Raw genomic sequence first — 25,511 nt, 5'->3', positions numbered from 1 at the left:
TTCTCTACAGTGAAGACATCAGCGAGAACGACCGTTCTCACCGGACCGAAAAGGATCAGGACCATGGGCTACATCACCGTCGGAAACGAGAACAGCACCCCGATCGAGCTCTACTACGAAGACCAGGGATCGGGTCAGCCCGTCGTCCTGATCCACGGGTACCCGCTGAACGGCCACAGCTGGGAGCGCCAGACCCGTGAGCTGCTCGCTCAGGGCTACCGCGTCATCACCTACGACCGCCGCGGTTTCGGCCAGTCCTCGAAGGTCGGCACCGGATACGACTACGACACCTTCGCCGCAGACCTCAACACCGTGCTCGAGACCCTCGACCTGCGCGACGTCGTGCTCGTCGGCTTCTCGATGGGCACCGGAGAGCTCGCCCGCTATGTCGGCACCTACGGTCACGAGCGGGTCGCCAAGCTCGCCTTCCTCGCCTCGCTCGAGCCGTTCCTCGTGCAGCGCGATGACAACCCCGAGGGCGTGCCGCAGGAGGTCTTCGACGGCATCGAGGCTGCAGCCAAGGGCGACCGCTACGCGTGGTTCACCGACTTCTACAACAACTTCTACAACCTCGACGAGAACCTCGGCAGCCGCATCAGCCAGCAGGTCGTCGACGCCAACTGGAACCTCTCGGTCACCAGCGCCCCGGTCGCGGCCTACGCGGTCGTCCCGAGCTGGATCGAGGACTTCCGCGGCGACGTCGACGCCGTGCGCGACGCCGGCAAGCCCACCCTGATCCTGCACGGCACGAAGGACAACATCCTTCCGATCGACGCCACCGCCCGCCGGTTCCACCAGGCCGTGCCCGCCGCGACCTACGTCGAGGTCGAGGGCGCACCCCACGGTCTGCTCTGGACCCACGCCGACGAGGTCAACGCCGCGCTGAAGGACTTCCTCAGCAAGTAGTCCGCGAACGGTTCGAGAGCCCGGCATCCGCCTCAGGATGTCGGGCTCTCGGGCGTGTTGACGTCAGCGCTTGACCGCCACCGTGAGCGTCTTGCTCCGGGTGCTCCCGGCGGCGTTCACGAACTCGACGCGGTAGGTGTGCTTCCCCACCGCGCGATCAACGACCGGCACCGTCACCCGTTGCGCGGCGGGGCTGTTCGCGACCATGTCGCCCTCGGAGATCAGCATGCCGTCCTCATACAGGCGATACGAGGTCGCATTGGTGCCCCACCACATGTCGGCGGTGAGAGTGTATGAGCCGTCGCCGTCCCAGTTGTCGGCCGAGAGCACGGGCGTGCCGGGCGCGGCATCCGTCACCGTCACCGTCACGGGCTTCACCGCCGTCACGCCGCGCGAATTGACCAGTTCGCCACTGTAGACGTACGAGCCATTCGCCTTGCCGGTCACGGCGATCTGCGCGCTCTGCGCGGAGGTTCCCCCGAAGGTGAGCGGCACGGTCTTGACCAGCACACCGTTCTCGAACACCCGCAGCTTCGTGGCGTTCTGCCCCCACCACAGGTTCATGGTGAGCGTGAAGTCGCCGTCGAGCAGCCCCGTATCGTGACCGTTGTCGTGCGACAGCACTCCGCGAGAGGGCGCGGCGGTCGCCGCATCCTGAAGCAGGAGCGCGTCGACTGCGGCAGCCAGTGCGTCCAGCGCCCCCGTGACCGCTGACGCACTCGGACTCGCGGCAGCCAGCACGATGTCGGCGCGAGCGATCGCTCCGGGCAGCGCGACCGTCGACGACGCGACATAGGCATCGAGGTCGAGAGCCGCGGCCGCATCGCGCCGCTCTCGCAGCTGCGAGGTGTCGGCACCGGGCACCGGTGCGCGCACGAGTTCGAGATCGTCGATCGTCCCCCACGCCCCCGCCGGAAGCGCCGCGGAGACCCGCACGACAGCCGTGCCGTCAGCGCCCACCTGCAGCGCTTCGGTCGTCGGCGTCGACCACACGCGCCAGCCGTCGAAGCCGAACGCCGCAGCGGCGCCGGCGACCGACGCAGACGACAGCGACAGCGACGCACGCCCGTCGGCACCCTCCCCGTCGCCCTGCAGCGATGCCCGTGCGACATACGACCCCGCGGGCAGTCCGGAGACCGTCTGCGAGAGGTCGAACGAGTACCCGGTACCCGCATAGAAGTGCGCCGAGTGCGTGCCGCTCCGAGGGTCGTCCCACGCGCGCAGCGTGAGTCCCGATCCGGTGACGCTCCACATGCTCGTGTCCGCGTCCTCGAATCCGGGGTTGCGCAGGTAGTTGCGCGCCGAGACGGTGACGGTGGCCGACGCCGCGAGGCCGGCATCCGTCGCGCCCGAGATCACGTACTCGCCGGCGCCCTCGATGAATCCGGCCGCCGATGACCAGGTGACGGGCTGCTGCTCCGACGACCCGTCGTTGTAGAGCACCGTGACCTCGTCGGGCAGCTCGACGGCATCGCCCTCGGTCACCTGCAGCGCGACCGCCTGCACCGACTCGACGGCCCGCGGGGCCTGGGCGCCGGTGCGCACGTACGAGAAGATGTTCAGCGCATCGGATGCCGTGCCGTCGAAGCCGAACAGCGCCTGGTTGTCCCACGCGGATCCGCCGAACCAGTGCCCCGCGTCCTCGGGCTCGTACTCGCCGGCGAAGCTCGACGCCCAGCCCGATCCGTCGCGCTCCCACAGCGTTCTGTTCTGCTCGAGCTGTGCGGGCGGACCCACCGGCAGCCATGCGGGCTCCCAGTAGTAGACGCCGAGTCCCGCCTCACCCACGTCGGCGACGGCCTGCACGACCGCGCGCACGGCATCGGCCTGACCCTGCACGCTCACCGGGTACTGCGTCGCCTCGGACGCCAGGTCGACGACGTTGCCGTGACCGTCTCCGTCGTCGAGCGTGAACGCCCACGAGGTCTCGGCGACCATGACCTTCTTGCCGTAGGTCTCGGCGACGTGCGAGAGCACGGCCGTGAGGTTCTCGGGAGTCCCGTGCCAGAACGGGTAGTACGACGACGCGAACACGTCGTAGTCGACGTCGCGGCGATCGAGCTGCGCGGCGACGTCGGCGTAGAACCCGGCGCGCTCGGGGTTGGTGAAGTGCAGGGCGACGAGCGTGTCCGGCGCCTCGGCCCGCACGGCGGCGGAACCGGCCGAGAACACCTTCGCCATGTCATCCCAGCCGCGCACTCCGGCGACTCCGCCGTTCGTCTCATTGCCGACCTGCACCATGCGGAGGTCGACACCCGCATCGACCAGGCGACGCACCGCATCGCGCGTGAAGGCACCCACCTCGGTCGCCACCTGGTCGGCGGTCATCCCCTCCCACGCCTTGGGCGCCTGCTGCTTCGCGGGGTCGGCCCAGAAGTCGGAGTAGTGGAAGTCGACGAGCACGCCGAGGCCGGCATCCGTCGCTCGCTGCGAGATCTCGATCGCCCGATCGACGTCGACATCGCCCCCGCCGTAGCCGTTGCCGTTCGCGTCGAACGGGTCGTTCCAGACGCGCACGCGGACGTCGGTGACCCCGGCGTCCGCGAGGATCTCGAACAGGTCGCCCGGCGCGCCCTGGGCGTCGCGGAACACCACGCCCGACTCCTCGAGCGACAGCACCGACGAGACGTCGACGCCGCCGATGAAGTCGTCCGGCAGGTTCTCGACCCGGGGGACGGTGATGGCGGCATCCACCGGCCCGTCGACCGAGACAGCCGCAGGAGCGAGAGCGGATGCCGCCGGCGAGGCGGCCGACGCCGGCAGCGCGACGCCGATCAGGGCGACGGCGGCGACCGTGGCCAGGGCGGTGGAGAGAAGGGAACGCGTGCGACGGTGCATGACGGCCTTTCGAGCGGTGGAGGTGCGGATCAGCCCTTGACGGATCCCTGGGTGAGCCCGCCCACGATGTACTTCTGCAGCGAGAAGAACAGCGCGAGCACGGGCACGGCGGCGACCACGACGCCGGCGGCGAAGAGCCCCCAGCGTGAGGTCAGCTGGTTCGAGACCCACTGGTACATGCCGACGGCGAGGGTCCAGTTGTCCTCGGACGTGAGGATGATCTTCGACAGGATGAAGTCGCCGAACGCCGCGAGGAACGCGAGCAGGGCGACGACCGCGAGGATCGGCACGACCAGCGGCATGATGAGCCGCCAGAAGATCTGCGCGTGGCTGGCCCCGTCGATCTTCGCCGACTCGTCGATCTCGACGGGGATCGTGTTGAAGAACCCGTACATCAGGAAGGTGTTCGCGCCGAGCGCGCCACCGAGGTACACGCAGATCAGGGCGATCTTCGAGTTGATGCCGAGCGCCGGCACGACGTCGCCGATCGTCTGCAGCATCAGGAAGATCGCGATGAACGCGAGCGCCTGCGGGAACATCTGCAGCACGAGCAGGGTGGTGAGGCTGGCGCGTCGTCCGCTGAACCGGAACCGGGAGAACGCGTACGCCCCGCAGGCGCCCATGAGCACCGAGCCGACTGCGGTGACACCGCCGATCAGCAGGGTGTTGCCGAACCAGACCCAGTAGCGGGATTCACCCAGAGCGATGTAGTTCGCCGGGTCGAACGCGCTGAACAGCGCACTGGATGCCGCAAGGCTGCCGTTCGGGTTGAGCGAGGCCGAGAGGACGTAGACGAGCGGGAACGCGGCGAAGAACAGCACGCCGGCGGCGAGGATGTACTTCCAGCCGACCTCGCCCCACCAGCGACGCCGACGTGCACCCGCGCGCGCGGCCTCGGCCTTCGATGAACCGGTCACGATGACTCTGGTCTCACTCATCACTGGTACTCCTCGAGCTTGCGGGTCTGTCGGAAGCTCAGCGCTGAGATGAGACCGACCACGATGAAGGCGATGATCGACAGCGCACTCGCGAGGCCGTAGTCGGCCGCACCACCCGAGACGCCTGAGACGTCGTAGATGGCCGAGACGAGGATGTCGGTCGAACCCAGTGCGTAGGGCGCTCCGGCGATCGCCGGCCCGCCGTTGTTGAAGGTGTAGATCACGGTGAAGTTGTTGAACGCCACCGCGAACGAGGCGATCAGCAGCGGAGCGGTCGAGACGAGCAGCAGCGGCAGCACGATGGCGCGGAAGCGCTGCAGCTTGTTTGCCCCGTCGATCTCGGCGGCCTCGAGCGTCTCACCGGGGAGCGACTGCAGGGCTCCGGTGCAGACGAGGAACCAGTAGGGGTAGCTCAGCCAGACGTTGACGAAGATCACCGCCGCCCGGGTCAGCCACGGGTCGCCGAGCCAGTTGATCTGCGACCCGAAGAAGAACAGGTCGTTGATGACGCCGAACTCGGCGTTGAACATGCCGCGGAACAGCAACGCGGCCATGAACGCGGGGAACGCGTAGGGCAGGATGAACAGCGCTCGCAGGAACCGGCGACCCTTGACCCGCGGGTCGTTGTAGACGATCGCGAGGCCGAGCCCCACGGCGAAGCTGAGGACGACCGACAGGATCGCGAACGCGAAGGTCCAGACGGTCACGCTCAGCAGAGTGCCCGCGAGATTCGCGTCGGTGAAGAGCTTCAGGAAGTTGGCGAAGCCGACGTTGACCGACCAGCCCGTCGGCAGCGCCGTGCCGTCCTCGGCCACGAACGCGCCGAGTTCTGTGGCGGTGTAGACCGTGCCCGACTGCGTGTCCGTGATGGTCTGCGCCTCGGCATCCCACACCAGCGTCGGTTCGTACACCGAGCCGGTCGAGCCCTCCCGTGTGCGGATGGAGCCGTCGTTCGGGTCGTCCGACACGGGCACCCTGAGGTCCTTGATGGTCGCGCCGAGTGCCGGATCGGTCAGCACGGTCGCCCTCGGGACGACCTCCCACCCGGGCACCTCGCTGGGGGCGCCGGTCGCGCCGATCTCGGCACCGGATGCGGTGGTCAGCGGCTCGGTGGCCGAGCCGACCTGCACGTCGCCGTCGTCATCGACGATCGCGAAGCCGAGCTCTGCGCCGCGCTGCACGATCGACAGCGGGTAGTCGGACGAGCCCTCGATGCGGCGCTCGCCCTGGATCAGTGCGGCCTCGACCGCCTGCTCCTGGGTGCCGACGTGACCGGTGCCGTAGTTCGTGAAGGCGATGTAGGCCGTGTAGCCGAAGATGAAGATCTGGAAGACGAGCAGGAAGATCAGCCCGGGCAGCAGGTACTTCAACGGCAGCGCCCTGCGGGTGAAGTACACCCAGTCGGCGATGATCACCAGCAGCACGACGACGCCGAGCACGATCCACGACTCGGCGCTCCAGGCCGAGATGGCCGTCATGATGCCGAAGGCGTTGACCAGCGCCATGAGCGCGAGCTTGATGAGGAAGCCCCAGCCGAGGCCGCGGAAGCGGCGGGCATGGGACTCGCGCGAGGGCTTCACCACGGGAGTGGGCGCCTCGGCGGGCGGTGCCTGGATCGTCATGTGTGCGTCCTGTCTGAGGATCGCAGGACGGGGAGGGGTTCGGGCTCCTCCCCGTCCGGCGGGGTCAGCCGGCGAGGGTCGTCTCGAGGTCGGCGACCATGGTGTTCCACGTCGACACCGGGTCGGCGCCGTTGATGATCTGCGCCTGCGCGGCGTTCCACAGGTCCCAGACGGAGCCCATCTCGGGGATCGACGGCATCGGGACGCCGGTCTGCGCCGAGGCCACGAATCCGGCCGTGATCGGGTCGGACGACACCTCTTCGGCGAGCGTGGTCCACGCCGGGATGCGCGGGTCGGCCTCGTACAGCGCGCGCTGCGCGTCTTCGGTGCCGAGGTAGTTCACGAGGAACTCCTGCGCGAGCAGCGCGTTCTTGCTCTTGCTCGAGAGGTAGAAGCCCTGCACGCCGACGAACGGCGCAGCGGTCTCGCCACCCGCAGACGGGATCGGGTTCACGGCGACGTTGACGCCCTCGAACGCGCTGATGGCCCACGGGCCCTGGATCGTGTACGGGGCCTTGCCCGACGCGAACAGCTCGTTGTTGATGTCGTAGTCGACCGTGGTCGAGATGTAGCCGGTGCCGTTCGAGCCGTTGGCTCCGAGCCACGTGGCGAACGCCTCGCCGGGCGCGCCGCCCATGCCGACCTCACTCGTGTACGAGCCGGTGTCGTCCTGCACGAAGACGGGGGCGCCGAACGAGGTCTGCAGTCCGTACATCGTGTATCCGTCGCCGGTCTCGCCACCCGTGTTGATGACGAACGGGCGCTCGGTGCCGGCGGCGACGCCCTTGGCGATCATGTCGTCCCAGCTGGCGGGAGCCTCCGCGCCGACCAGGTCGACGTTCTGCACGAGGGCGATGGTCTCGAGCGAGTACGGCATCGCATACAGCTGACCGTCGTACGTCATGGCGTCGAGCGCGACCTGCTCGAACTCCGACGCCTTGTCGCCCAGGTCGATCGTGTCGACGACACCGGCCGCGACGAGCGCGCCGAGCCAGTCGTGGGCGCCGACCGTGATGTCGGGGCCCTCGCCGGTCGGGACCTGTGCGATGAAGTCGTTGCGGAGGTCCTCGAAGTTCTTCTGCACGAGGGTGACCTTCGCGCCGGTCTCCTCCTCGAACGCCTCTGCGGCGGCGGTGATCGCGGCTTCGCGCTCGGCGTCCGTCCAGATGACGAGTTCCGCGCCGTCGCCGGATGCGGCGTCGTCGCCGCCTTCGGGTGCGCCGGCGGAGCAGCCCGCGAGGACCACGGCCGCGGCCAGAGCGAGTGCGCCGACTCCGATGTGCTTGCGCATGCGTTTTCCTATCTGTCGTGGCCGACGATGCGCTGCGCGTCATCGCGACCGGTGAGTGGGTGGTGCTGGGTGAAGCGGGTGGTGCGGGGTGAAGCGGTTCGTGCGGTTCGTGCGGTTCGTGCGGTCAGTGGGAGGTGCGGATGACGGCGACGCCGCCCGCCGCGATCGCCAGGGCGCCCGAGATCTCGGCGCCGCTGAGGAGCTCGACGCCTGTGGCCTCGAGTTCGACGTCGTCGTCACGGTGGTTCACCGCGATGCGGTAGACCGCGTCGGCGCTGTGACGGGTGATGACCTCGAGGCCGTCGGCGACGCCCGACGGCGTGACGTCGGCATCCGCGTAGACCTCGTGCAGGAGTGCGCGCATCCCCGCCGCGTCCAGTCGGGTTCCGACGTACCAGCCGGTGCCCGCTCCGTGGCGGTGACGCGTGATCGCCGGCTCGCCCTCGCCGGGTCCGCCCGAGAAGTTCGCGACGACCTCGGCGCCTTCGAGCGCGATGTCCTCCTGCCAGACGTCGGCGACGATGCCCTCGTGGTCGACCCAGTCGAGGCCGTGGCTCTCGCCCTCGCGCAGCGGCAGGAACTCCTCGACCGTGAGGCCGAGCGCCTCGCGCAACGGCGCGACGAAGCCACCGGCGTGCACGGCGTCGTTCTCGTCGACGATCGCCGAGAAGAACGACACGAGCAGGGTGCCGCCGTCGTTGACGTAGGCGGTGAGGTTGGCGGCATCCGCCGTGCTCAGCAGGTACTGCGCCGGAGCGACGACCAGGCGGTAGCCCGAGAGGTCCTGGCCGGGCAGGGCGAAGTCGACCGTGATGCCGTCACGCCAGAGCTGCTCGTAGAAGCGGCGCACCTGGGCGGCGTGCGTGACGTCTTCGGACGGGCGCCACTCGAGGTCCTGCGCCCAGAACGATTCGAAGTCCCAGAGGATCGCGACGTCGGCCTTCACGACGCTGCCCTGCACCTCGTCGAGGCGGCCGAGTGCTGCACCCAGATCGACGACCTCGCGGAAGACCCGCGACTCGGTGCCGGCGTGCGGCAGCATCGCCGAGTGGAACTTCTCCGCGCCGGAGCGCCCGGCGCGCCACTGGAAGAACAGGATGCCGTCGGCCCCGCGACCGAGGTGCGTGAGCGAGTTGCGCTTCATCTCTCCCCGGCGCTTCGCGATGTTGCGCGGCTGCCAGTTCACGGCCGAGGTCGAGTGCTCCATGAGGATCCACGGCTTGCCGCCGCCCACCGAGCGGCTGAGGTCGGCGGCGATCGCCAGGCCGATGTGAGCGTCTTCATCGGCGGCCCACAGGTAGTGGTCGTCCGAGACGATGTCGACCTCGCGGCCCCACGCCCAGAGGTCCGTGGTCCAGCTCTGGTTCGCCATGAAGTTGGTCGTGATCGGCTGGTCGGCGTGCGCGCGGATCGCGTCGCGCTCGGCGATGAAGCACGCGCGCAGCTGGTGATCGGTGAAGCGCGCGAAGTCCAGGCGCTGGGCGGGGTTCACGACGCTCGGGGCGATGGCCGGGGCGCCGACGTGCTCCCATGCCGAGTAGTGCTGGCCCCAGAAGGCGGTGCCCCACGCGCTGTTCAGTGCGTCGAGCGAGCCGTACTTCTCCTGGAGCCAGAGCCGGAAGGCGGCGACCGCGTTGGGCGAATAGTCCTCGCCGACGGGAACGCCGTACTCGTTGTGCACGTGCCACAGCACGACGGAAGGATGCTGTGCGTAACGCGCCGCGAGAGCATCCGCGATCCGCACGATCGCCTCGCGGTAGGCCGGCGACGAGTGCGAGGCCATGCCGCGCGAGCCGAAGCCCATCGTGCGGCCCTCGCGGTCGATGACGTGCGCGTCGGGGTTGTGCGCGAAGAACCAGGCGGGCGGCGAGGCCGTCGGGGTGCCGAGGTCGACCCTGATGTCGTTCTCGTGCAGGAGGTCGAGCAGCTCGTCGAGCCAGGCGAAGTCGAACTCGCCCTCGGAGACCTCGATGAGCGCCCACGAGAAGATGCCGACACTGACCAGGTTCACCCCGGCCTCGCGCATCAGGATGACGTCTTCGCGCCACGTCTCAGGCGACCACTGCTCGGGGTTGTAGTCGCCGCCGTAGGCGATTCCGCGCAGGTCGGGCCAGGCGTGGGGCGAGGTCATCGGCACTCCATCGGGTCGGTGTGGTCGTGGTGCGGGTCCCGACGTGCTGTCGCTCATTCGACTGGGACCGGTCTCAGGTTGTCACGGGGACATGACTGGGACCGGTCTCAGTTCTACCCCAGGTTCGGCGCCGACCACAACCGCTGTTACCGAACTGAGACCGGTCCCAGGTTGGACTACCGCTGGACGGGATGCTGTGGGTAGAGTCACAGGCGATGAGTGATGTCAGCGCGAAGCGCAAGCCGACGATCCGCCAGATCGCGGCGCAGGCGGGGGTGTCCCGCAGCACGGTCTCGCGAGTGATCAACGGCGGGCACTGGGTGTCCCCCGATGCCAGGCAGGCCGTCGAAGAGGCGATCCTCGCCACCGGCTACACCGCCAACCACCATGCCCGCAGCCTCGCCACCGGCCGCGCCGGATCGCTCGCCTTCCTCCTGACCGAGCCGCAGCAGCTGCTGTTCGACGATCCGACCTTCGCGCTGCTGCTGCGCGGGGCCGCCGAAGCACTCGCCCAGCGGGCCATGACCCTCGTGCTGCTCGTCGCCGGGACCCCCGCCGAGCGCGAGAGCGTCGCCCAGTTCCTCAGCGCGGGACACGTCGACGGCGTCATGCTGATCTCGTCGCACGAGTCCGACCCGCTGCTCGATCAGCTGATCGAGGTCGGCATCCCGACTGTGTGCTGCGGCGTGCCGCTCGGGCACGAACGCGAGCTCTCGACGATCTCCGTCGACGAGATCGCCTCCGCCCGCACCATGGCCGCGCACCTCGTGACCCAGGGACACCGCCGCATCGGCATGATCGCCGGCCCCGACGACACCCCCGGTGGTCGCTATCGCCTGGTCGGCTTCCGCGAAGAGCTCGGCGACCTCTACGACGAATCGCTGGTCGAGCGCGGCGACTACTCGTACGAGTCAGGACTCGCCGCCATGACGCGGATGCTCGAGCACGACGTCGACGCGGTGTTCGCGGCATCCGACCGGATGGCGGCCGGAGCCATCGCCGCCGCCCGCCGCGCAGGGCGCCGCGTGCCCGAGGACATCGCGATCGCCGGCTTCGACGACTCAGGCCTCGCCGCCACCCATGAGCCCCCCATCACGACCATGCGCCAGCCGTGGGATCAGATCAGCGCGAAGATGGTCGCCGTGCTGCTCGAGGTCATCGCCGGGGCATCCCCCCGCTCGGTCATCCTCGATACCGAACTCGTGGTGCGCGCGACCGCGTAGGCGGCATTCGCTCCGCTCCCGCTACCGCTCCCGCTCCCGCTCCCGCTACCGCTCCCGCTCCCGCTCGCGCTCCCGCTGCCGCCCCCGCTCGTGCGCGCGCTGCGAAGGTGATCTCCCGCAGCGAAGGGCCGAAGGCCGCGTGAGGCCCTTCGCAGCGCGAGATCTCCTTCGGTGCGTGCGACGGCTGACGACAGGACGCGTCGACGAGGTCTCGCTCGCCGCCTACGGCCGGTCGAGCACCTCGCGGAGCGTGGCGGCGAAGGCCTCGGGCTGCCCGGCATAGCCGAACTCGCCACCCATGAAGCCGCCGTGGTGACTGGGGAAGACCGTCGCCTGCTGTCCGAGCTTCTCGGCCAGGGCGAGCGCGGTGCGGCCGGTGTAGCCCTTCAGCGACTCCTCCCCGACAGCGACGACGATCCGAGTCGGGGATGCCTTCAGCGCTTCGAGATCCGGCTCGTAGAGCGGCACCGCCCACGAGAGTTCGGACAGCAGTGGATCATTCCGCGAGCCGTCGTCCTCCGTCGGCATCCCGAATGCCGCGGGGTCGGGGGCCGGCTGGGCGAGGAACTCCTCGGTGACCTCTCCCTCCCACGACGTCATCGCGACGAACGCCGCCATTCCGGCACCCCATCCTCGCTCCTGATATGCCCGGGTATAAGCGATTCGCGCTCGATGCACCGCTTCGGCATCAGGCAGCACGCTGTCGATCGGCGGCTCGTGGGCGACCAGAGTCACCACGTCCTGAGGGTGCGCAGTGACCAGAGCGAGTGCGCTCACGGCTCCACCGCTGCTCGCGAACATGTCGACAGGGCCTGCACCGAGCGCCTCGATGATCGCGTGGACATCCTCGGCCTGGACATCGGGCTCGTTCGTGACTCCGCCGTCCTTGCGCACGCTGCGGCCCAACCCTCGTGGGTCGTAGGTCACGACGGTGCGATCGCCGAACAGCTTCACCTGCGCCTGGAAGCCGCTCGCATCCATCGGCTGGCCGATCATCATCAACGGAGGGCGGCCATCCTTCGTCGGGAGTGGCCCATGCACGTCGTAGACGAGGTCGACGTCCGGGAGCTCGAGGGTGTGCTGCGTCATCGGGTGGCCTCCTCGGCGTCGAACGATTCCACTGGGATGCTACGGCGCGGCATCCGCTGGCGCCAGCGCTTCGACACTTCTTCGTGACAGCCGACCGCACCCCGTCTCAGCCGACCGCATCCCGTCTCAGCCGACCGCCTCCCGTGTCAGCCGACCGCATCCCGTGAAGGAGATCTCGCTCGGCGAAGGATCGGATGCCGGATCCGCTCCTTCGTTGCGTGAGATCTCCTGCGATGCGCGAACGCGAGCGCCAACGCGAGCGCGAACGAGAGCGAGAGCGGCCCCCCGAACCGACCGGCGTCAGCCGCGCATGGCGACGCCGCGTCGCCAATAGCCCATGAAGGCGACCTGCGAGCGGTCGATGCCGAGATCCTTGACCAGGTGGCGGCGCAGTGTCGTGACGACGCCGCTTTCGCCGGCGATCCAGAAGTAGCGCTCCGCGGGAGCATCCGCCTCCGCGATCTCCTCGCCGAGACCCGAGTAGTCGGGGGTCTCCCAGAGCAGGGCCTCCGTGTCGATGTCCTTCACGTCGATCTCGTCGGCGGCATCCGCATCTCCGAGGTACTCGAGCACGGCGGGAATCAGCCGCACACCGTGGGGCTCACCCGCATCGCGAGGCAGCCAGTGCACCTCGACCCCGGCAGGCGCGTCGATGCGCAGGACGTCGGCCGGCGACGGCACCTCGATGAACGCGCAGCCTCGAAGGTCGCTGGGGGCGTCTTCGAGGATGCGAGCGATCGCGGGAGCCGCCGTCTCGTCACCGGCGAGGACGACCGACGTCGCGGTGCCCGGCTCGTACTCGGCACCGCCGTGCGCGGCCGCGGCGACGCCTCGACGTGGTCCGACGATGAAGAGCTCCTTGCCGACCGCGGCCGCATCGGCCCAGCGCGACGCCGGGCCCGTGAGTCCGGGCGCCAGGTGCAGCACGAAATCGACATCGAGCTCGGTGCCCGCATCTGTCACCCGCAGGTCACGCACCGAGTAGGTGCGCATGGATCCGCGGTCCTCCTCGGGGACGGCGAGGAAGGAACCCCACCAGTCGTCGGTCTCACGATCGAGATCGGGGAGGATGCCGGATGCCGGCGGGAACACGATCTTGATCCGGGAGTCGAAGACGTCACCCGGCGTTGCGAACTCGAGAAGATCGTCGCCGCCGAACGTGATCCGCACGAAGTTCGGCGACACCCGTTCGACCCCGCGCACCTCGGCGCGAGCGAGCACGTAGGTGGGGCGTTCGGTCGTGGTCTCAGCGGACATGATGCCTTCCGATCGGGGTGACCATCGGCTTCCCGGAGACCGGGTCGATGGTGATCTGGTTCGCGAGGTCGAAGACCTCTTCGACGAGCTGGGCGGTCACGACATCCTGCGGAGCGCCGGTGGCGTGCACCCTGCCCTCCTTGATCGCGACGAGCTCGTCGGAATACCTCGCGGCGAGGTTGAGGTCATGCAGCACCATCACGATCGTGGTGCCGCGCGAGACGCTGAGGTCGGTGAGCAGATCGAGGACCTCGACCTGGTGAGCGACGTCGAGGAACGTGGTCGGCTCATCGAGCAGCAGGATGTCGGTCTCCTGCGCGAGCGCCATGGCGATCCACACGCGCTGACGCTGGCCGCCCGAGAGCTCGTCGACGCTGCGGTCGGCGAGCTCGGTGGTGCCGGTGGCGGCCAGAGCATCCGCGACGACCTCGTAGTCGTGGGCGCTCCAGCGAGCCAGCATCTTCTGATGCGGATGCCGACCGCGGCCGACGAGATCCGCGACGGCGATGCCCTCGGGAGCGACGGGCGACTGCGGCAGCAGGCCGAGGATGCGCGCGACCTCCTTGGTGGGGCGCGCGTGCACCGACTTGCCGTCGAGCACGACCTGACCCGCCGTCGGCGAGAGCAGACGCGCGAGCGAACGCAGCAGGGTCGACTTGCCGCATCCGTTCGCGCCGACGATCGTGGTGATCTTGCCCGGCGCGATCGCGAGGTCGAGGCCGTCGATGATCGTCCGGTCGCCGTAGGCGAGAGTGACGGACTCTGCCGTCAGAGTGTGCGCCTCGGTCACAGGGAGCCTCCCGAGCGGTTCGTGCGGATGAGCAGGTAGATGAGGTACGGAGCGCCGAGCACGCCGGTGATCACGCCGACCGGGTAGCGCTCGCCGAACGCGAACTGACCGATCAGGTCGCCTCCGAGCACGAGCACAGCGCCGATGAATGCGCTGGGGACGAGCAGGTTCGCTCCGGGCCCCGTGATGCGGGCCGCGATCGGACCCGCCATGAACGCCACGAACGCGATGGGGCCGGTCGCGGCGGTGGCGAACGCCAGCAGTGCGACTGCGCCGAGGATGAAGAGCAGACGAGTCGTGTTGACCCGCACCCCGAGACCGGATGCCGAATCGTCGCCGAGCTGCATCGCCCCGAGCGCCCTGCCCTGCAGGAGCATCAGCGGCACGATGATGACGGCGGCGATCGCGAGCGGCATCACGCGTTCCCACGAGGCGTTGTTCAGGCTTCCGGTGAGCCACTGCATCGCGGTCTGGATGTCCCAGTTCGCCGCCCTCGACAGCATGTACGAGATGATGCTCTGCAGCATCGCCGCGACACCGATGCCGATCAGGATCAGTCGAGTGCCCGCGAAGCCGTTCTTGATCGACAGCAGGTAGATGACTCCTGCCGTGACGATCGCACCGCCGAGCGCGAGCAGCGAGACGATCGGCCCGTTGAGCGACAGCACGATGATGCCGAACACCGCTGCGGCGCCGGCGCCGTTCGAGATGCCGATGATGTCGGGCGAGGCGAGCGGGTTGCGCAGCAGCGTCTGGAACGAGACGCCGGCGATGCCGAACGCGAAACCCGCGAGGATCGCGAGCACCGCGCGGGGCAGGCGCAGCTCGCCGACGGTGAACGACGCCCCCGGCACGGTCTCGCCGAGGATCACGCGGATCACCTCGTCGAGCGGATAGAACGTGTTGCCGATCATGAGCGCCACGGCGAACAGCACGAGCAGCAGCGCACCGAGCACGATCGTGGCCGTGGCGTGGCGGCGGTGGCGCGAACGGCGGCCCGCGACGAGCGCGGCGACCTCGTCGCGGGTGCGGTCGGATGCTGCGGGAGTGTGGGCGGCAGCGCGGTCGATGGTGCTCACAGTTCACGCACCTTCTGACGACGGACGATCCAGATGAAGAACGGGGCGCCGATGATGGCGGTGATGATGCCGACCTGGATCTCCTCCGAGGTCGGCGCGATGACACGGCCGACGATGTCACTCGCGAGCAGCAGGGCGGCGCCGGCCATGGCCGAGAACGGCAGCAGCCAGCGGTGGTCGGTGCCGATCAGCATCCGGCAGACATGCGGGATCACGAGACCGACGAATCCGATGGGCCCGGCGATCGCGGTGGCTGCTCCGGCGAGGATCACGGCGCCGACCGCCGACATGAGGCGCGTGCGGAAGACGTGCTCGCCGAGTCCCTTCGCCATGTCGTCGCCGAGAGCGAGGGAGTTCATGCCCCGGGCGCTGGCGAAGCAGATCAGTGCGCCGAGCGCGAGCACCGGGGCGGTGATCGCGATGCGCGGCCACTCGGCACCGCCCACTCCGCCGATCTGCCACGACTGGAACGCCTGCAGCAGGTCGACGCGCGGCAGCATGACGGCGCTGATGAGCGAGGCGAAGGCGGCCGAGGTGGCGGCACCGGCGAGCGCGAGCTTGAGGGGCGTGGCACCGCCGCGTCCGAGCGAGCCGACGGTGTAGACGAACGCCGCGGCCAGGGCGGCGCCGATGATCGCGAGCGCCATCTGGCTGTAAGCGTCGGTGAGACCGAGGAAGGCGAGACCGAACACGACGGCGAGCGAAGCGCCGTTCGAGACGCCGAGGATGCCAGGGTCGGCGATCGGGTTGCGGGTGACCGCCTGCATCGTCGCGCCGGAGAGTGCGAGCGCTGCACCGACGAGGATCGCGAGCACCGTGCGCGGAAGGCGCTTGATGATCGCCGCCTGGGCGAGGGTGTCATCCTGCCCGGCGAGGGCGGCGAAGATGTCGTCGATGCTCACGGAGCGCACGCCGAAGCAGATCGACAGGATGCAGAGCACGAACAGCACTCCCAGGCCGACGAGCAGCCAGAGCGTGCGCGCCCATGCCGGGCGTCGCAGATCTGCGACGCCCGGCAGGGGAACGGTGACAGCGGTCACGGGAATTCAGTGTGCGAAGGTGACGCCGACGGTCACTTCGCGGCGAGCGGTGCTGCCAGCAGGCCGAGGTAGTCGGACAGGCCCCACTGGATCGACAGCGGCGACGGGTTCGCCGAGGCCGCGATCGGGGTGGAGTCGGGCAGGATCACGATGTTGCCGGCGGCGATCGCGGGGATCTTCGACAGCAGCGGGTCGGCCTGCATGGTGGCGATGAGCGAGTCGTCGCCGTAGGTCACGAAGACATCGACGTCGTCGAAGGTGTCAGCCTCTTCGGAGCTCACCGAGAGGTAGAACTCCTTGCTGTCCGCGTTCTCCTCGACGATCGACGGAAGCGGAAGACCCAGGTCGTCGTGCAGGTAGCCGGGGCGCGTGTCGATCGCGGTGTAGTAGCCGACCTGGCTCAGGTCGCTCGGGTCGACGTACGCGAACAGCACCTTCTTGTCCTTGAGGGCGCTGTTCTCCTCGAGGGCGGCCTCGGCGTCGGCGTGTAGCTCTTCGATGAGGGCGTCGCCCTCCTCCTCGAGGCCGAGCGCCTTCGAGTTCATCTCGATCATGTCGTCGACCGGGGTGCCCCAGGCGACCTCGGGGTAGGCGACGACCGGTGCGATCTTCGAGAGCTGGTCGTACTCCTCCTGCGTCAGACCCGAGTACGCCGCGAGGATGACGTCGGGCTGGGTGTCGGCGACGGCCTCGTAGTCGATGCCGTCGGACTCGTCGAACAGCACGGGCTCTTCGCCGCCGAGCTCGTCGAGCTTGTCCTCGACCCAGGGCAGGATGCCGTTGTCGTCGTCGTCGCCCCACGTGGCCTTGCTCATGCCGACCGGGACGATGCCGAGAGCGAGGGGAACCTCGTGGTTCGCCCAGGCGATCGTCGCGACGCGCTCGGGCTTCTCCTCGATCGTGGTCTCGCCGAACACGTGCTCGATCGTGACGGGGAAGGCACCGTCATCGGCGGGGTTGCCGCCGGCGGAGTCGGAGTTCGAGTCGGTCGATGACGTCGCGCAGGCCGTGAGGCCGACGGCCAGAGCCGCGGCGACACCGGCGGCGATGAGACGAGAGGTGCGCACAGGCGTTCCCTTCGGGTTGGGATGAGGGGGTGCGGCGCGGAGGGGCGCCAAGGCTTTGGTAAGCCTGGCCTAATCTAACAGAAAGTTAGGCAAGCCTCATCTTGGGTCCCTAGCCCGGGCGGCATCCTCGCCTCTCGTGCGGGGTCGACATCGCACCGCATCCGCCCGATGTGGAGGGGCACGGGCACGGGCACGGGCACGGGCACGGGCACGGGCACGGGCACGGGCAGAAAGTACCCGGACATGCAGAAAGCCGGCCGGATCCGTGAGGATCCGACCGGCTTCAGGAAGCCTATGCGCGCTCAGAGAGCGCGGATGTTCGCAGCCTGCATGCCCTTGGGGCCACGCTCAGCGTCGAATTCGACCTTCTGGTTCTCACGAAGCTCCTTGAAACCGGAGCCGGTGATTGCCGAGTAGTGGGCGAAGAGGTCGTCCGTGCCGTCATCGGGAGCGATGAAGCCGAAGCCCTTTTCCGCGTTGAACCATTTCACAGTGCCAGTGGCCATGTGTTTTCTACTTTCTGTTTTCAAACGGCCGCTTGCGCGGCCCGCGCCGTGACGGAACGTCCGACATACGCGCCTGCTCAACGTACCACGGCAGGCTGACCGGTGTCCCGGAAGTTCGGATTCTTCTGAAGAACAGCCGCCTCGGTGCGGGTGCTCACCCCGAGTTTGCGCAGCACGGCCGACACGTGGACGCTCACCGTCTTGACGCTGATGAAGAGCCGCTCCCCGATCTGGCGGTTGCTCAGACCCTCGGCGATCAGCTCGAGCACCTGCCGCTCGCGGGCGGTGAGCGGGTCGACATCCGGTTCGACGCCGGCGGTGCCGGATGCCGCAGTGCCGGATGCGGTGCCGGATGCTGCGGCGAGGCCAGCCGCCGCTTGGAAACCACCGACGATCCGCCCCAGGGGAACGTGGCCGAGGCGCTCCGCCTGGCGCATCGCGGCCGAGAGCACGGCGCTCGCCTCCCCTCGGTCTCCTGCGTCGACGAGTGCGCGAGCGAGAGCGAGACGCGTGGTCACCGCGAACGTCACGGGCACATCGCGGTCGTCTGCGTGCTCGACCGCCTGGCGCAGGGCTGCGACGGACGGGAAGAGGAATGCCTCGAGGATCGTCTCCCACCTGTCGCCTCGCAGCTGCGAAGGTTGGGCGCGCCACGCGTCGCGCACGTCTGCGACCGCCGCCTCTACCTCGACGCCGGATGCCCGCAGCTCGGCGATGAACCATGCCGCCTCGAGCAGCAGTCGACGCTGATGCAGGGACACCGGCCCCTGATCGGCGAGCATCGCCCTGACCTCACCGAGAGCACCCGCGAGGTCGCCCCGCCCCTCGGCGACGGCCACGCGCATCATGACCTCGTCGTACCAGATCTGACGTTCGACCCGACCGGTCTCCTCGAACGCGGGGTGCCACTCGCGAAGGATCTCGGCCGCCTCCTCGTGTCTGCCTCGCCAGGAGAGCACCCGCACGCGCGTCATCGTGGAGTACATGTGCGAGATGCGCAGGGTCCGCTGAGCGAGCTCGCGCGCCAGCATCCCCTCGACCCGTTCGATCTCGCCCATCTCGAGCAGTGGCACGGCCATGTTCTGCGTCATCAGCGCGCCCGTGGTGCGCTCGACGCCGAAAGCGCGCGCGGGCGCGAGCCCCTCTTCGGCGACCCTGACGGCATCGCGATAGCGCCCCAGCAGGCCGAGCAGATCCGAGTAGTTGACCCGGTATCTCATCTCGGCGTTCGTGCCTTTGGCGAGCTGCAGGGCGAGCGCGTACTCGCGGTGCCCCGCGTCGAGGTCGCCGAGGTGCGCGCGGGCTCCGCCCCGGACGTTCGCGGCGATCGATGCCTCGTCGTCCGACCCGGCGCGCGCGGCCCGCTCGCCCGCCTCCGCGGCCAACGCGATCGCCTCGTCGAGTCGCCCCGAGATCATGTAGCGACTGGCGAGCTGGTTCAGCACCGAGGCGCGCAGCCGGTCGTCATCGACGCCCGCCTCGAGGATCTCGAGCGCCTGCTGCAGCAGCGGGACCGCGCCGGCGCGGCCGAGATTCATCGTGTAGTACGCCTTGTCGCGCAGCAGCCGGGCGTGCATGCGGGGGTCGACCGTCGTCGGATCGACCTCGGCGAGCGCGAGGTCGACCACGGCGAGCGCCCGTTCTCCGTCTCCCGCGTTGCGCAGCACGGAACCGAGAGTGCGCAGCACCTCGAGGCGCGCCACACCCACGACGGCCTCGGCATCCGGCACCTGGATCCACAGGTCGAGGGCGAGCTCGCCGAAGCGGGCAGCGCTCGCGAAGGCGAACCGCGACTTGGCGTCGGCCATCGCGGTGACGGCCGCGGCGAGCGCTCGCCGGTCGTCTTGCGCGAGCTGCCAGTGATAGGCGAGCGCGGCGGAGTCGGCGGTTTCGGCCCCTGAGCAGTTCTCCTCGAGCACCTCGGCATACGCCCGATGCAGCCGCGCTCTCTCGCCCGGGAGCAGATCGTCGTGCACGGCTTCGCGCAGCAGCGCATGCCGGAACCGGTAGTCGTCGTCGACCACGACGAGGATGCCGCTGAGCGTCGCCTCGCGGATCGCCTCGTCGAGGCGGGCTTCGGGCAGACCCGCGAGGCGGGTGACGAGCGGGTGGGTCAGCGGACGCTCGGCTCCCGAGACGACCTGCACCACCCGCCGGGCGTCATCGCTGAGACGGTCGAATCGGGCGAGCAGCAGGTCGCGCAGACTGCCGGGCAGGGGACCGGTCGAGCACCCGGCGAGCTCTTCGACGAAGAAGGGCACGCCCTCGGCTCGATCGTGGATGCGATCGAGCGCCGCGTCTGTCACGGGCTGCCCGGTGAGCGATTCGACGAGCGCACGGACAGCCGAGGTGTCGAGCCGATCGATCGCGACCCTCTCGAGCAGACGCGCGCGGGTGGACTCGCCGATGAAGCGGCTCACGGCATCGCCGCGTCGCACGTCGTCGGAGCGGCAGGTCAGGATCAGGAGGATGCGGCCGTGCGCGAGGGTGCGCAGCAGGAAGGAGAGCAGCGCCAGGGTCGACTCGTCAGCCCAGTGCAGGTCTTCGACGACGAGCACCTGCGGCGCGTGTTCGGCGGCCGCCTCGATGAGCGCCGCGATCGCATCGCGCAGGCGGTCAGGGCTGGTCTGCGATCGCTCGGTGGGGTTGAGCTCGGGCAGCAGCATGCCGAGCGCCTCGACGCCGACGCCGATCTCCTCCCGCACCCGGTCGGCGCCCATGCTCGCGACGATCGACCGGAGGATGCCGGCGAGCGGTCCGAAGGGCGTGCGCGACGCCCCGAGATCGAGGCACCAACCGACATGCACGTCTGCGCGGTTCGCCACCTGGGCGCTGAACTCGCGCAGCAGTCGCGACTTGCCGATGCCCGCCTCGCCCGCGATGAGCGCGGCCACCGGGACCCCGTCGACCGCTCGCCGGAACAGCTCGCGGATGGTCGCGAGCTCGGTCTCTCGGCCGACCATCGCGGCGCTGGGGGCGGACGGGGGCATGAATTCATCGTGCCACTCCCCTCCGACATCCGGCGTCGCGCTGCCGTCTGCCCGCAGCGGAGCGACGATCACCGGGCGGGTGCCGGTTCGCGGCCCGCGGATGCGCGGCGCTCGGGCTGCCGTGCAGCATCCGTCGCCGCGTCGCGCGATGCGTCGGTCGTGTGCAGCAGCCGGCCGGCCAGACGCCGGACCGGGCCGGGCTGTCTGCGGACCAGCTGATCGCTGCGCTCCTCGATGACGCGACGGCGTTCTGCCGCGCGAGCGAGCTGCTCCTGGTCGAACTCGGTCGATCTGTAGGCGAGATACGGGTGCTCGAACATGACATCTCCTCGGTGTGCGATGTCCTCAGAATCCGCTCTGAGTCACCCCGACGACATCGGGAGGATGCCCTATCTTCCGTTCGTGAGTTCCCTAGTCGACGCCGGGCGTGCCGTCCTCCGGGCAGCGAAAGAGGTCCGAGCGGTGATGGGGGCACCACCGCTCGGACCTCAGCTCAGGGGTCGATCAGGCGTCGACGTCGCCGCGCCACGCACCGGTCTCGGTGCCGCGCTTCTCCATGAACTCCTTGAAGTTCTGGAGATCCTTCTTCACCGCGTGCGAGCCCGCGCCCACGAGCGAGCCGACCTTCTCGAGAAGCCCCTCGGGCTCCCAGTCGATCTGCACGGTCACGCGGGTCGTGAGGTCTTCGAGCTTGTGGAACGTCACGACGCCCGCATGCTCGGTCTCACCGCCGATGCTGTTCCACGCGACTCGCTCGTCGGGGTGCTGCTCGGTGATCTCCGCGTCGAACTCGCGCGTCGCGCCGCCCACGTTCACCTTCCAGCGGGTGTGCGTGTCGTCCAGCTGGACGATCGACTCCACCTCGTCGAGGAACTGCGGGAAGCTCTCGAACTGCGTCCACTGGTTGTACGCCACGTCGATGGGAACGTGTACGTCGATGGTCTCGATGATCTGCACCATGTGATGATCCTCACTGTTCGTCGGTCGTGTCATCCCATTCAGCGGCGTTCGACGACTCTTGGCGACGGGGTTGACATCTCCCCTGACGGCACTCGCTAGCCGAGTAGCGTTGCAGGCATGCGCATCCACGCCGCGATCCGCGCCTCGAAGCGCTCACCCCTGCTGCAGGTGGTGAAGTCCGCCGCGGCGACGATCGCCGCATGGATGCTCGCGGGATGGGTGGTTCCGGGACAGCTCCCCGTCTTCGCCGCGATCGCCGCTCTGCTCGTCGTGCAGCCCAGCGTCAACCAGTCGCTGTCGAAGGCGCTCGAACGCAGCATCGGCGTGATCGTCGGCGTGGTGATCGCGGTCGCCCTGGGCCTTCTCCTGGGGTCACCGAGCTGGATCGTGCTGCTCGCCATCGTGGTGGCCATGCTCGTCGCGTGGGCCTTCCGGGCGACGCCCGGCACCGGCAACCAGGTGGCCATCTCGGCGATGCTCGTGCTCGCGCTGGGCTCGACTCCCGACTATGCGATCGCGCGCATCTTCGAGACCCTGATCGGCGTGGTCATCGGCATCGTCGTGAACGCCCTGATCGTGCCGCCCGTGCTGGTCGCCCCGGCCCGACGCGATCTCGGGCTGCTGGGCAGCGAGCTCGCCTCGAGCCTCGACCGACTCGCCGATGCTCTACCCGAACCCCAGACTCCCGCCACGCTGCATCAGCTCATGCTCGAAGCCAGACTGCTGCGCCCGATGAAGGACGCGGCGGAGGCATCCATCGCTGCGGGTGAGGAATCCCTCACTCTGAACCCGCGCCGGTCGACGCACCGTGAAGAGCTCGTCGAGATGCGCGCACTGCTCGAACGGCTGACGCCCATCGTGACGCAGACCATCGGGATGACGCGCGCCTACTTCGACCACTACGACGACTCCATCGGCGAGGAGCCGGCCGTCACGGCCATCGCGGAGCAGCTGCGGCGTGCAGGACACGATGTGCGACTGGCTGTGCAGATCGCCGACGTGTCCCCGGAGCCCGAGGCCCTGACCTCGGCGATCCCGGCACTGACCGCACCTCTCGTCATCCGGCCACCCTCGTCGACGCACTGGATCCTCATCGGGTCGCTGATGGAGGACCTCAGGCGCATCCGCGCGGAGCTCGTCGACGAGGAATGACAGGGCGACGCGGCGGCGCCGGTCAGTCCTGCTCGGGGTCGTCGGCGAGCACGTCGCCGTCGTCGTCGTCGCTCTCGTCGCCCGAGCCGGAGGGGACGACCGTCGGCGGCTCTCCCTTGTTGTCCTCGGCGCCGAGGTTGTCGTTCTCCTCGGGGCCGGGCGACGGCTCCGTGCTGATGTCGTTGCGGTCGGTGCTGATGTCGTCGCTGTCGCGAGTCATGGCATTTTCCCTTCGTCGGAGTTCGATCTCCTGCGAGGTTAGGGCCGCATGCCCGCAGAAAGCCCGGGCCTTGACAAGCGCTCCGGGCCTACCCTGGTGACATGTCCGACATGACCGTTCCCGAGGCTCTGGCCGAGCTCGCCGCCCTCGAGGATCCGAGGATGCGCGCCGCGAACGAGAAGCGCGGCGACGACCACGGCATCAATCTCAGCCGCATGCGCACCCTCGCGAAGCGCATCAAGACAGACCAGCCCCTGGCGAAAGACCTGTGGGCGACAGGGGACACCGCCGCCCGGCTGCTGGCGCTGCTGATCTGCACGCCGCGCGCGTTCACCGCCGACGAGCTCGACGCGATGCTGCGACAGACTCAGGCCCCCAAGGTCAACGACTGGTTCGTGAACTACGTCGCGAAGAAGACCCCCCTCGCGGAGGAGCTGCGGCTGCGCTGGTTCGACGACTCCGACCCGACCGTCGCCGCGGCCGCATGGTCGCTCACGACGGTGCGCGTCGCGAAGGATGCCGAGGGCCTCGACCTCGATCACCTGCTCGATCTGATCGAGCGCGATCTGCAGAACGCGCCCTCGCGGTTGCAGTGGGCGATGAACGAGACGCTCGCCAACATCGGCATCTTCCACCCGGAGCTGCGGTCCAGGGCGCTCGAGATCGGTGAGCGCCTGCAGGTGCTCGCCGACTACCCCACCGCGCCCGGCTGCACCTCGCCGTTCGCGCCGATCTGGATCGGCGAGATCGTGCGGCGGCGCGAGGGCTGAGACCCGACGCGAGGGCTGATCCCCGCATCCGGCGACTCAGCCCTGCGTCCCGCGACTCAGCCCTGCGTCCGTCAGCGAGCGCTGCCGACTGCGGCCCGCGGTGCCGTCAGCATCGCTTCGGCGTCGGTGAACTCCTTCTCGATGTCGTCGTTGCGCGTGTAGGTGACGAGGCTCACCACGACGGCCGCGACGAACGCGAACACGAACGCGGGGAGCAGCTCGTACAGGTCGGTGTCGAGGGCCTTCCAGACGAACACCGTGACCGCTCCGACGAACATGCCCGCGAGAGCACCCCAGTTCGTGAGCTTGCGCCAGAACAGGCTGAGCAGGATGATCGGGCCGAACGCGGCACCGAATCCTGCCCAGGCGAACGACACGAGCCCGAGGATCGAGTCGTTCGGCGTGATCGCGAGGATGATCGCGATGATCGCGACGACGAGCACCGCCAGGCGGCCCAGCAGCACCAGCCGCTTGTCGGACGGCGGGGTCTTGCGCACCACCTTGTAGAGGTCCTCGACCAGCGCAGACGAGCACACGACCAGCTGGCTCGACACGGTGCTCATGATCGCCGCGAGCACGGCCGCCAGCACGAGTCCGGCGACGAACGGATGCAGCAGCGTCTGCGACATCAGCAGCACCACGGTCTCGGGGTTGTCGAGGGTGATGCCCTGCTGCGCCATGTAGGCGATGCCGACGAGGCCCGAGATGATCGCGCCGAACATCGAGACGACCATCCAGGAGATGCCGATGCGACGCGCGCTCTTCGCCTCCTGCGGCGAGCGCAGCGCCATGAAGCGCACGATGATGTGCGGCTGCCCGAAGTACCCGAGGCCCCACGCCAGGGCCGAGGCGATGGCGAGGAAGGTGCCGCCGGTGACGGCCCCTCCGCCGAGCAGCGACAGGAATCCCTCTCCGGCGTTCTCGGTGATGAGCGTCGACGTCTCCTCGAGTCCGCCGATCGCGATGACGGCGGCGACCGGCACGACGATCAGCGCGATCACCATCATCAGCCCCTGCACGACGTCGGTGAGGGAGGCCCCGAGGAATCCGCCGAAGAGCGTGTACAGCAGCGTGATGCCGCCGACCAGCAGCATCCCGAACAGGTAGTCGCCGTTGAACGAGCTCTCGAAGAAGACGCCGGCGGCGACCATGCCCGACGAGATGTACAGCGTGAAGAACACCAGGATGATGAGCCCCGAGACGATGCGCAGCGACCGGCTGGTGTCGCGGAGCCGGTTCTCGAAGAAGCTCGGGATCGTGATCGAGTTGCGCGACACCTCGGTGTAGGCGCGAAGCCGTGGGGCCACCAGCAGCCAGTTGAGGTAAGCGCCGATCGTCAGCCCGATCGCGATCCAGGCCTCGATCAGTCCAGCGGCGTAGATCGCGCCGGGAAGACCCATCACGAGCCAGCCCGACATGTCGGCCGCACCGGCGCTGATCGCGGCGACCCACGACGGCAGGTTGCGTCCGCCGAGCATGTAGTCCTCGTGGTCGGAGGTGCGCTTGTAGGCGAAGTATCCGATGAGCAGCATGCCGGCGAAGTACAGCCCGAGTGCCCCGTACAAGAAGATCTGATCGGACATCGTCGTCCCTTTTCCGCGGTGCCGATCACCGCTCGGTACCGATGATCCCAAGGCGGACG

Annotated in this window: 21 protein-coding genes; 4 read left to right on the top strand and 17 right to left on the bottom strand. The window is 68.9% G+C overall.

Going from position 1 to position 25,511, the window contains the following annotated elements; all coding sequences use genetic code 11:
• Positions 1-63: 63 nt before the first annotated feature.
• Positions 64-906 carry an alpha/beta hydrolase gene (locus LQZ85_RS09865; RefSeq protein WP_056276350.1) on the top strand — a complete coding sequence of 281 codons (843 nt, stop codon included), beginning with the start codon at positions 64-66 and terminating at the stop codon, positions 904-906.
• Between the two features lie 63 nt (positions 907-969).
• Here LQZ85_RS09865 and LQZ85_RS09860 read toward each other — a convergent pair whose 3' ends face one another.
• From LQZ85_RS09860 to LQZ85_RS09840, 5 genes are all read right to left on the bottom strand, one after another.
• The gene (locus LQZ85_RS09860; protein WP_230100851.1) at positions 970-3,744 is read right to left on the bottom strand and encodes a glycosyl hydrolase 53 family protein; all 2,775 of its coding nucleotides are present in this window, start codon (positions 3,742-3,744) and stop codon (positions 970-972) included.
• Positions 3,745-3,773: 29 nt separating this feature from the next.
• Entirely contained in the window at positions 3,774-4,682 is a 909-nt protein-coding gene (locus LQZ85_RS09855) for an ABC transporter permease subunit (RefSeq protein WP_056276346.1), read from the bottom strand.
• On the bottom strand, positions 4,682-6,304 hold the full coding sequence (locus LQZ85_RS09850) for an ABC transporter permease subunit (RefSeq protein ID WP_072590577.1): 1,623 nt from the start codon (positions 6,302-6,304) through the stop codon (positions 4,682-4,684). Before LQZ85_RS09850 ends, LQZ85_RS09855 begins: the two co-directional genes overlap by 1 nt.
• Positions 6,305-6,368: 64 nt before the next feature.
• Positions 6,369-7,595, bottom strand: coding sequence for an extracellular solute-binding protein (locus LQZ85_RS09845; protein WP_056276340.1), 1,227 nt, complete (start codon positions 7,593-7,595; stop codon positions 6,369-6,371).
• Between the two features lie 124 nt (positions 7,596-7,719).
• Positions 7,720-9,726 (bottom strand): beta-galactosidase, encoded by a 2,007-nt coding sequence (locus LQZ85_RS09840; RefSeq protein ID WP_230100850.1) that lies wholly within the window; start codon positions 9,724-9,726, stop codon positions 7,720-7,722.
• 215 nt (positions 9,727-9,941) lie between these two features.
• On the opposite strand from LQZ85_RS09840, the gene LQZ85_RS09835 reads away from it, so the two are divergent.
• The gene (locus LQZ85_RS09835) at positions 9,942-10,949 is read left to right on the top strand and encodes a LacI family DNA-binding transcriptional regulator (protein WP_053099357.1); all 1,008 of its coding nucleotides are present in this window, start codon (positions 9,942-9,944) and stop codon (positions 10,947-10,949) included.
• Positions 10,950-11,171: 222 nt separating this feature from the next.
• Here LQZ85_RS09835 and LQZ85_RS09830 read toward each other — a convergent pair whose 3' ends face one another.
• The 10 genes from LQZ85_RS09830 to LQZ85_RS09785 all read right to left on the bottom strand — a co-directional run bounded on the left by LQZ85_RS09830 (position 11,172) and on the right by LQZ85_RS09785 (position 21,727).
• On the bottom strand, positions 11,172-12,038 hold the full coding sequence (locus LQZ85_RS09830; RefSeq protein ID WP_230100849.1) for an alpha/beta hydrolase: 867 nt from the start codon (positions 12,036-12,038) through the stop codon (positions 11,172-11,174).
• Positions 12,039-12,338: 300 nt separating this feature from the next.
• Positions 12,339-13,295, bottom strand: coding sequence for a siderophore-interacting protein (locus tag LQZ85_RS09825; protein ID WP_230100848.1), 957 nt, complete (start codon positions 13,293-13,295; stop codon positions 12,339-12,341).
• Positions 13,285-14,085, bottom strand: coding sequence for an ABC transporter ATP-binding protein (locus tag LQZ85_RS09820; RefSeq protein WP_230100847.1), 801 nt, complete (start codon positions 14,083-14,085; stop codon positions 13,285-13,287). Before LQZ85_RS09820 ends, LQZ85_RS09825 begins: the two co-directional genes overlap by 11 nt.
• Positions 14,082-15,155 carry an iron ABC transporter permease gene (locus tag LQZ85_RS09815; protein WP_230100876.1) on the bottom strand — a complete coding sequence of 358 codons (1,074 nt, stop codon included), beginning with the start codon at positions 15,153-15,155 and terminating at the stop codon, positions 14,082-14,084. Before LQZ85_RS09815 ends, LQZ85_RS09820 begins: the two co-directional genes overlap by 4 nt.
• A 5-nt stretch (positions 15,156-15,160) precedes the next feature.
• A complete protein-coding gene (locus LQZ85_RS09810) occupies positions 15,161-16,204 on the bottom strand; it encodes an iron ABC transporter permease (protein WP_072590572.1) in 1,044 nt (347 codons plus the stop codon).
• A gap of 32 nt (positions 16,205-16,236) precedes the next feature.
• Positions 16,237-17,271, bottom strand: a complete 1,035-nt coding sequence (locus LQZ85_RS09805) for an iron-siderophore ABC transporter substrate-binding protein (RefSeq protein WP_053098526.1) — start codon at positions 17,269-17,271, stop codon at positions 16,237-16,239.
• 302 nt (positions 17,272-17,573) lie between these two features.
• Positions 17,574-17,777 (bottom strand): cold-shock protein, encoded by a 204-nt coding sequence (locus tag LQZ85_RS09800; protein WP_042538190.1) that lies wholly within the window; start codon positions 17,775-17,777, stop codon positions 17,574-17,576.
• Positions 17,778-17,854: 77 nt separating this feature from the next.
• Complete coding sequence (locus LQZ85_RS09795; protein ID WP_230100846.1) at positions 17,855-20,767, bottom strand: LuxR family transcriptional regulator; 2,913 nt, start codon at positions 20,765-20,767, stop codon at positions 17,855-17,857.
• A 68-nt stretch (positions 20,768-20,835) separates the two neighbouring features.
• A complete protein-coding gene (locus tag LQZ85_RS09790; protein WP_053098524.1) occupies positions 20,836-21,087 on the bottom strand; it encodes a hypothetical protein in 252 nt (83 codons plus the stop codon).
• Positions 21,088-21,271: 184 nt separating this feature from the next.
• Positions 21,272-21,727 (bottom strand): SRPBCC family protein, encoded by a 456-nt coding sequence (locus LQZ85_RS09785; RefSeq protein WP_053098523.1) that lies wholly within the window; start codon positions 21,725-21,727, stop codon positions 21,272-21,274.
• Positions 21,728-21,844: 117 nt separating this feature from the next.
• Between LQZ85_RS09785 and LQZ85_RS09780 the strand changes: the two genes are divergently transcribed.
• Positions 21,845-22,879 carry an FUSC family protein gene (locus tag LQZ85_RS09780; RefSeq protein ID WP_230100845.1) on the top strand — a complete coding sequence of 345 codons (1,035 nt, stop codon included), beginning with the start codon at positions 21,845-21,847 and terminating at the stop codon, positions 22,877-22,879.
• A 22-nt stretch (positions 22,880-22,901) separates the two neighbouring features.
• Here the strand turns inward: LQZ85_RS09780 and LQZ85_RS09775 are convergent, their stop codons facing one another.
• Positions 22,902-23,099: a hypothetical protein gene (locus LQZ85_RS09775; protein ID WP_053098521.1), complete on the bottom strand. Its 198-nt coding sequence runs from the start codon at positions 23,097-23,099 to the stop codon at positions 22,902-22,904.
• Between the two features lie 101 nt (positions 23,100-23,200).
• Between LQZ85_RS09775 and LQZ85_RS09770 the strand changes: the two genes are divergently transcribed.
• The gene (locus LQZ85_RS09770) at positions 23,201-23,869 is read left to right on the top strand and encodes a DNA alkylation repair protein (protein WP_230100844.1); all 669 of its coding nucleotides are present in this window, start codon (positions 23,201-23,203) and stop codon (positions 23,867-23,869) included.
• Between the two features lie 71 nt (positions 23,870-23,940).
• On the opposite strand, the gene putP is transcribed toward LQZ85_RS09770, so the two are convergent.
• Entirely contained in the window at positions 23,941-25,452 is a 1,512-nt protein-coding gene (gene putP / locus LQZ85_RS09765) for a sodium/proline symporter PutP (protein ID WP_187248979.1), read from the bottom strand.
• Positions 25,453-25,511 lie beyond the last annotated feature (59 nt).

The organism is Microbacterium sp. Bi98, from assembly GCF_918698045.1.
Lineage (GTDB): Bacteria > Actinomycetota > Actinomycetes > Actinomycetales > Microbacteriaceae > Microbacterium.
The sequence above is the reverse complement of the archived record's forward strand: the minus strand, read 5'-3'. Positions and strand labels throughout refer to the sequence as shown.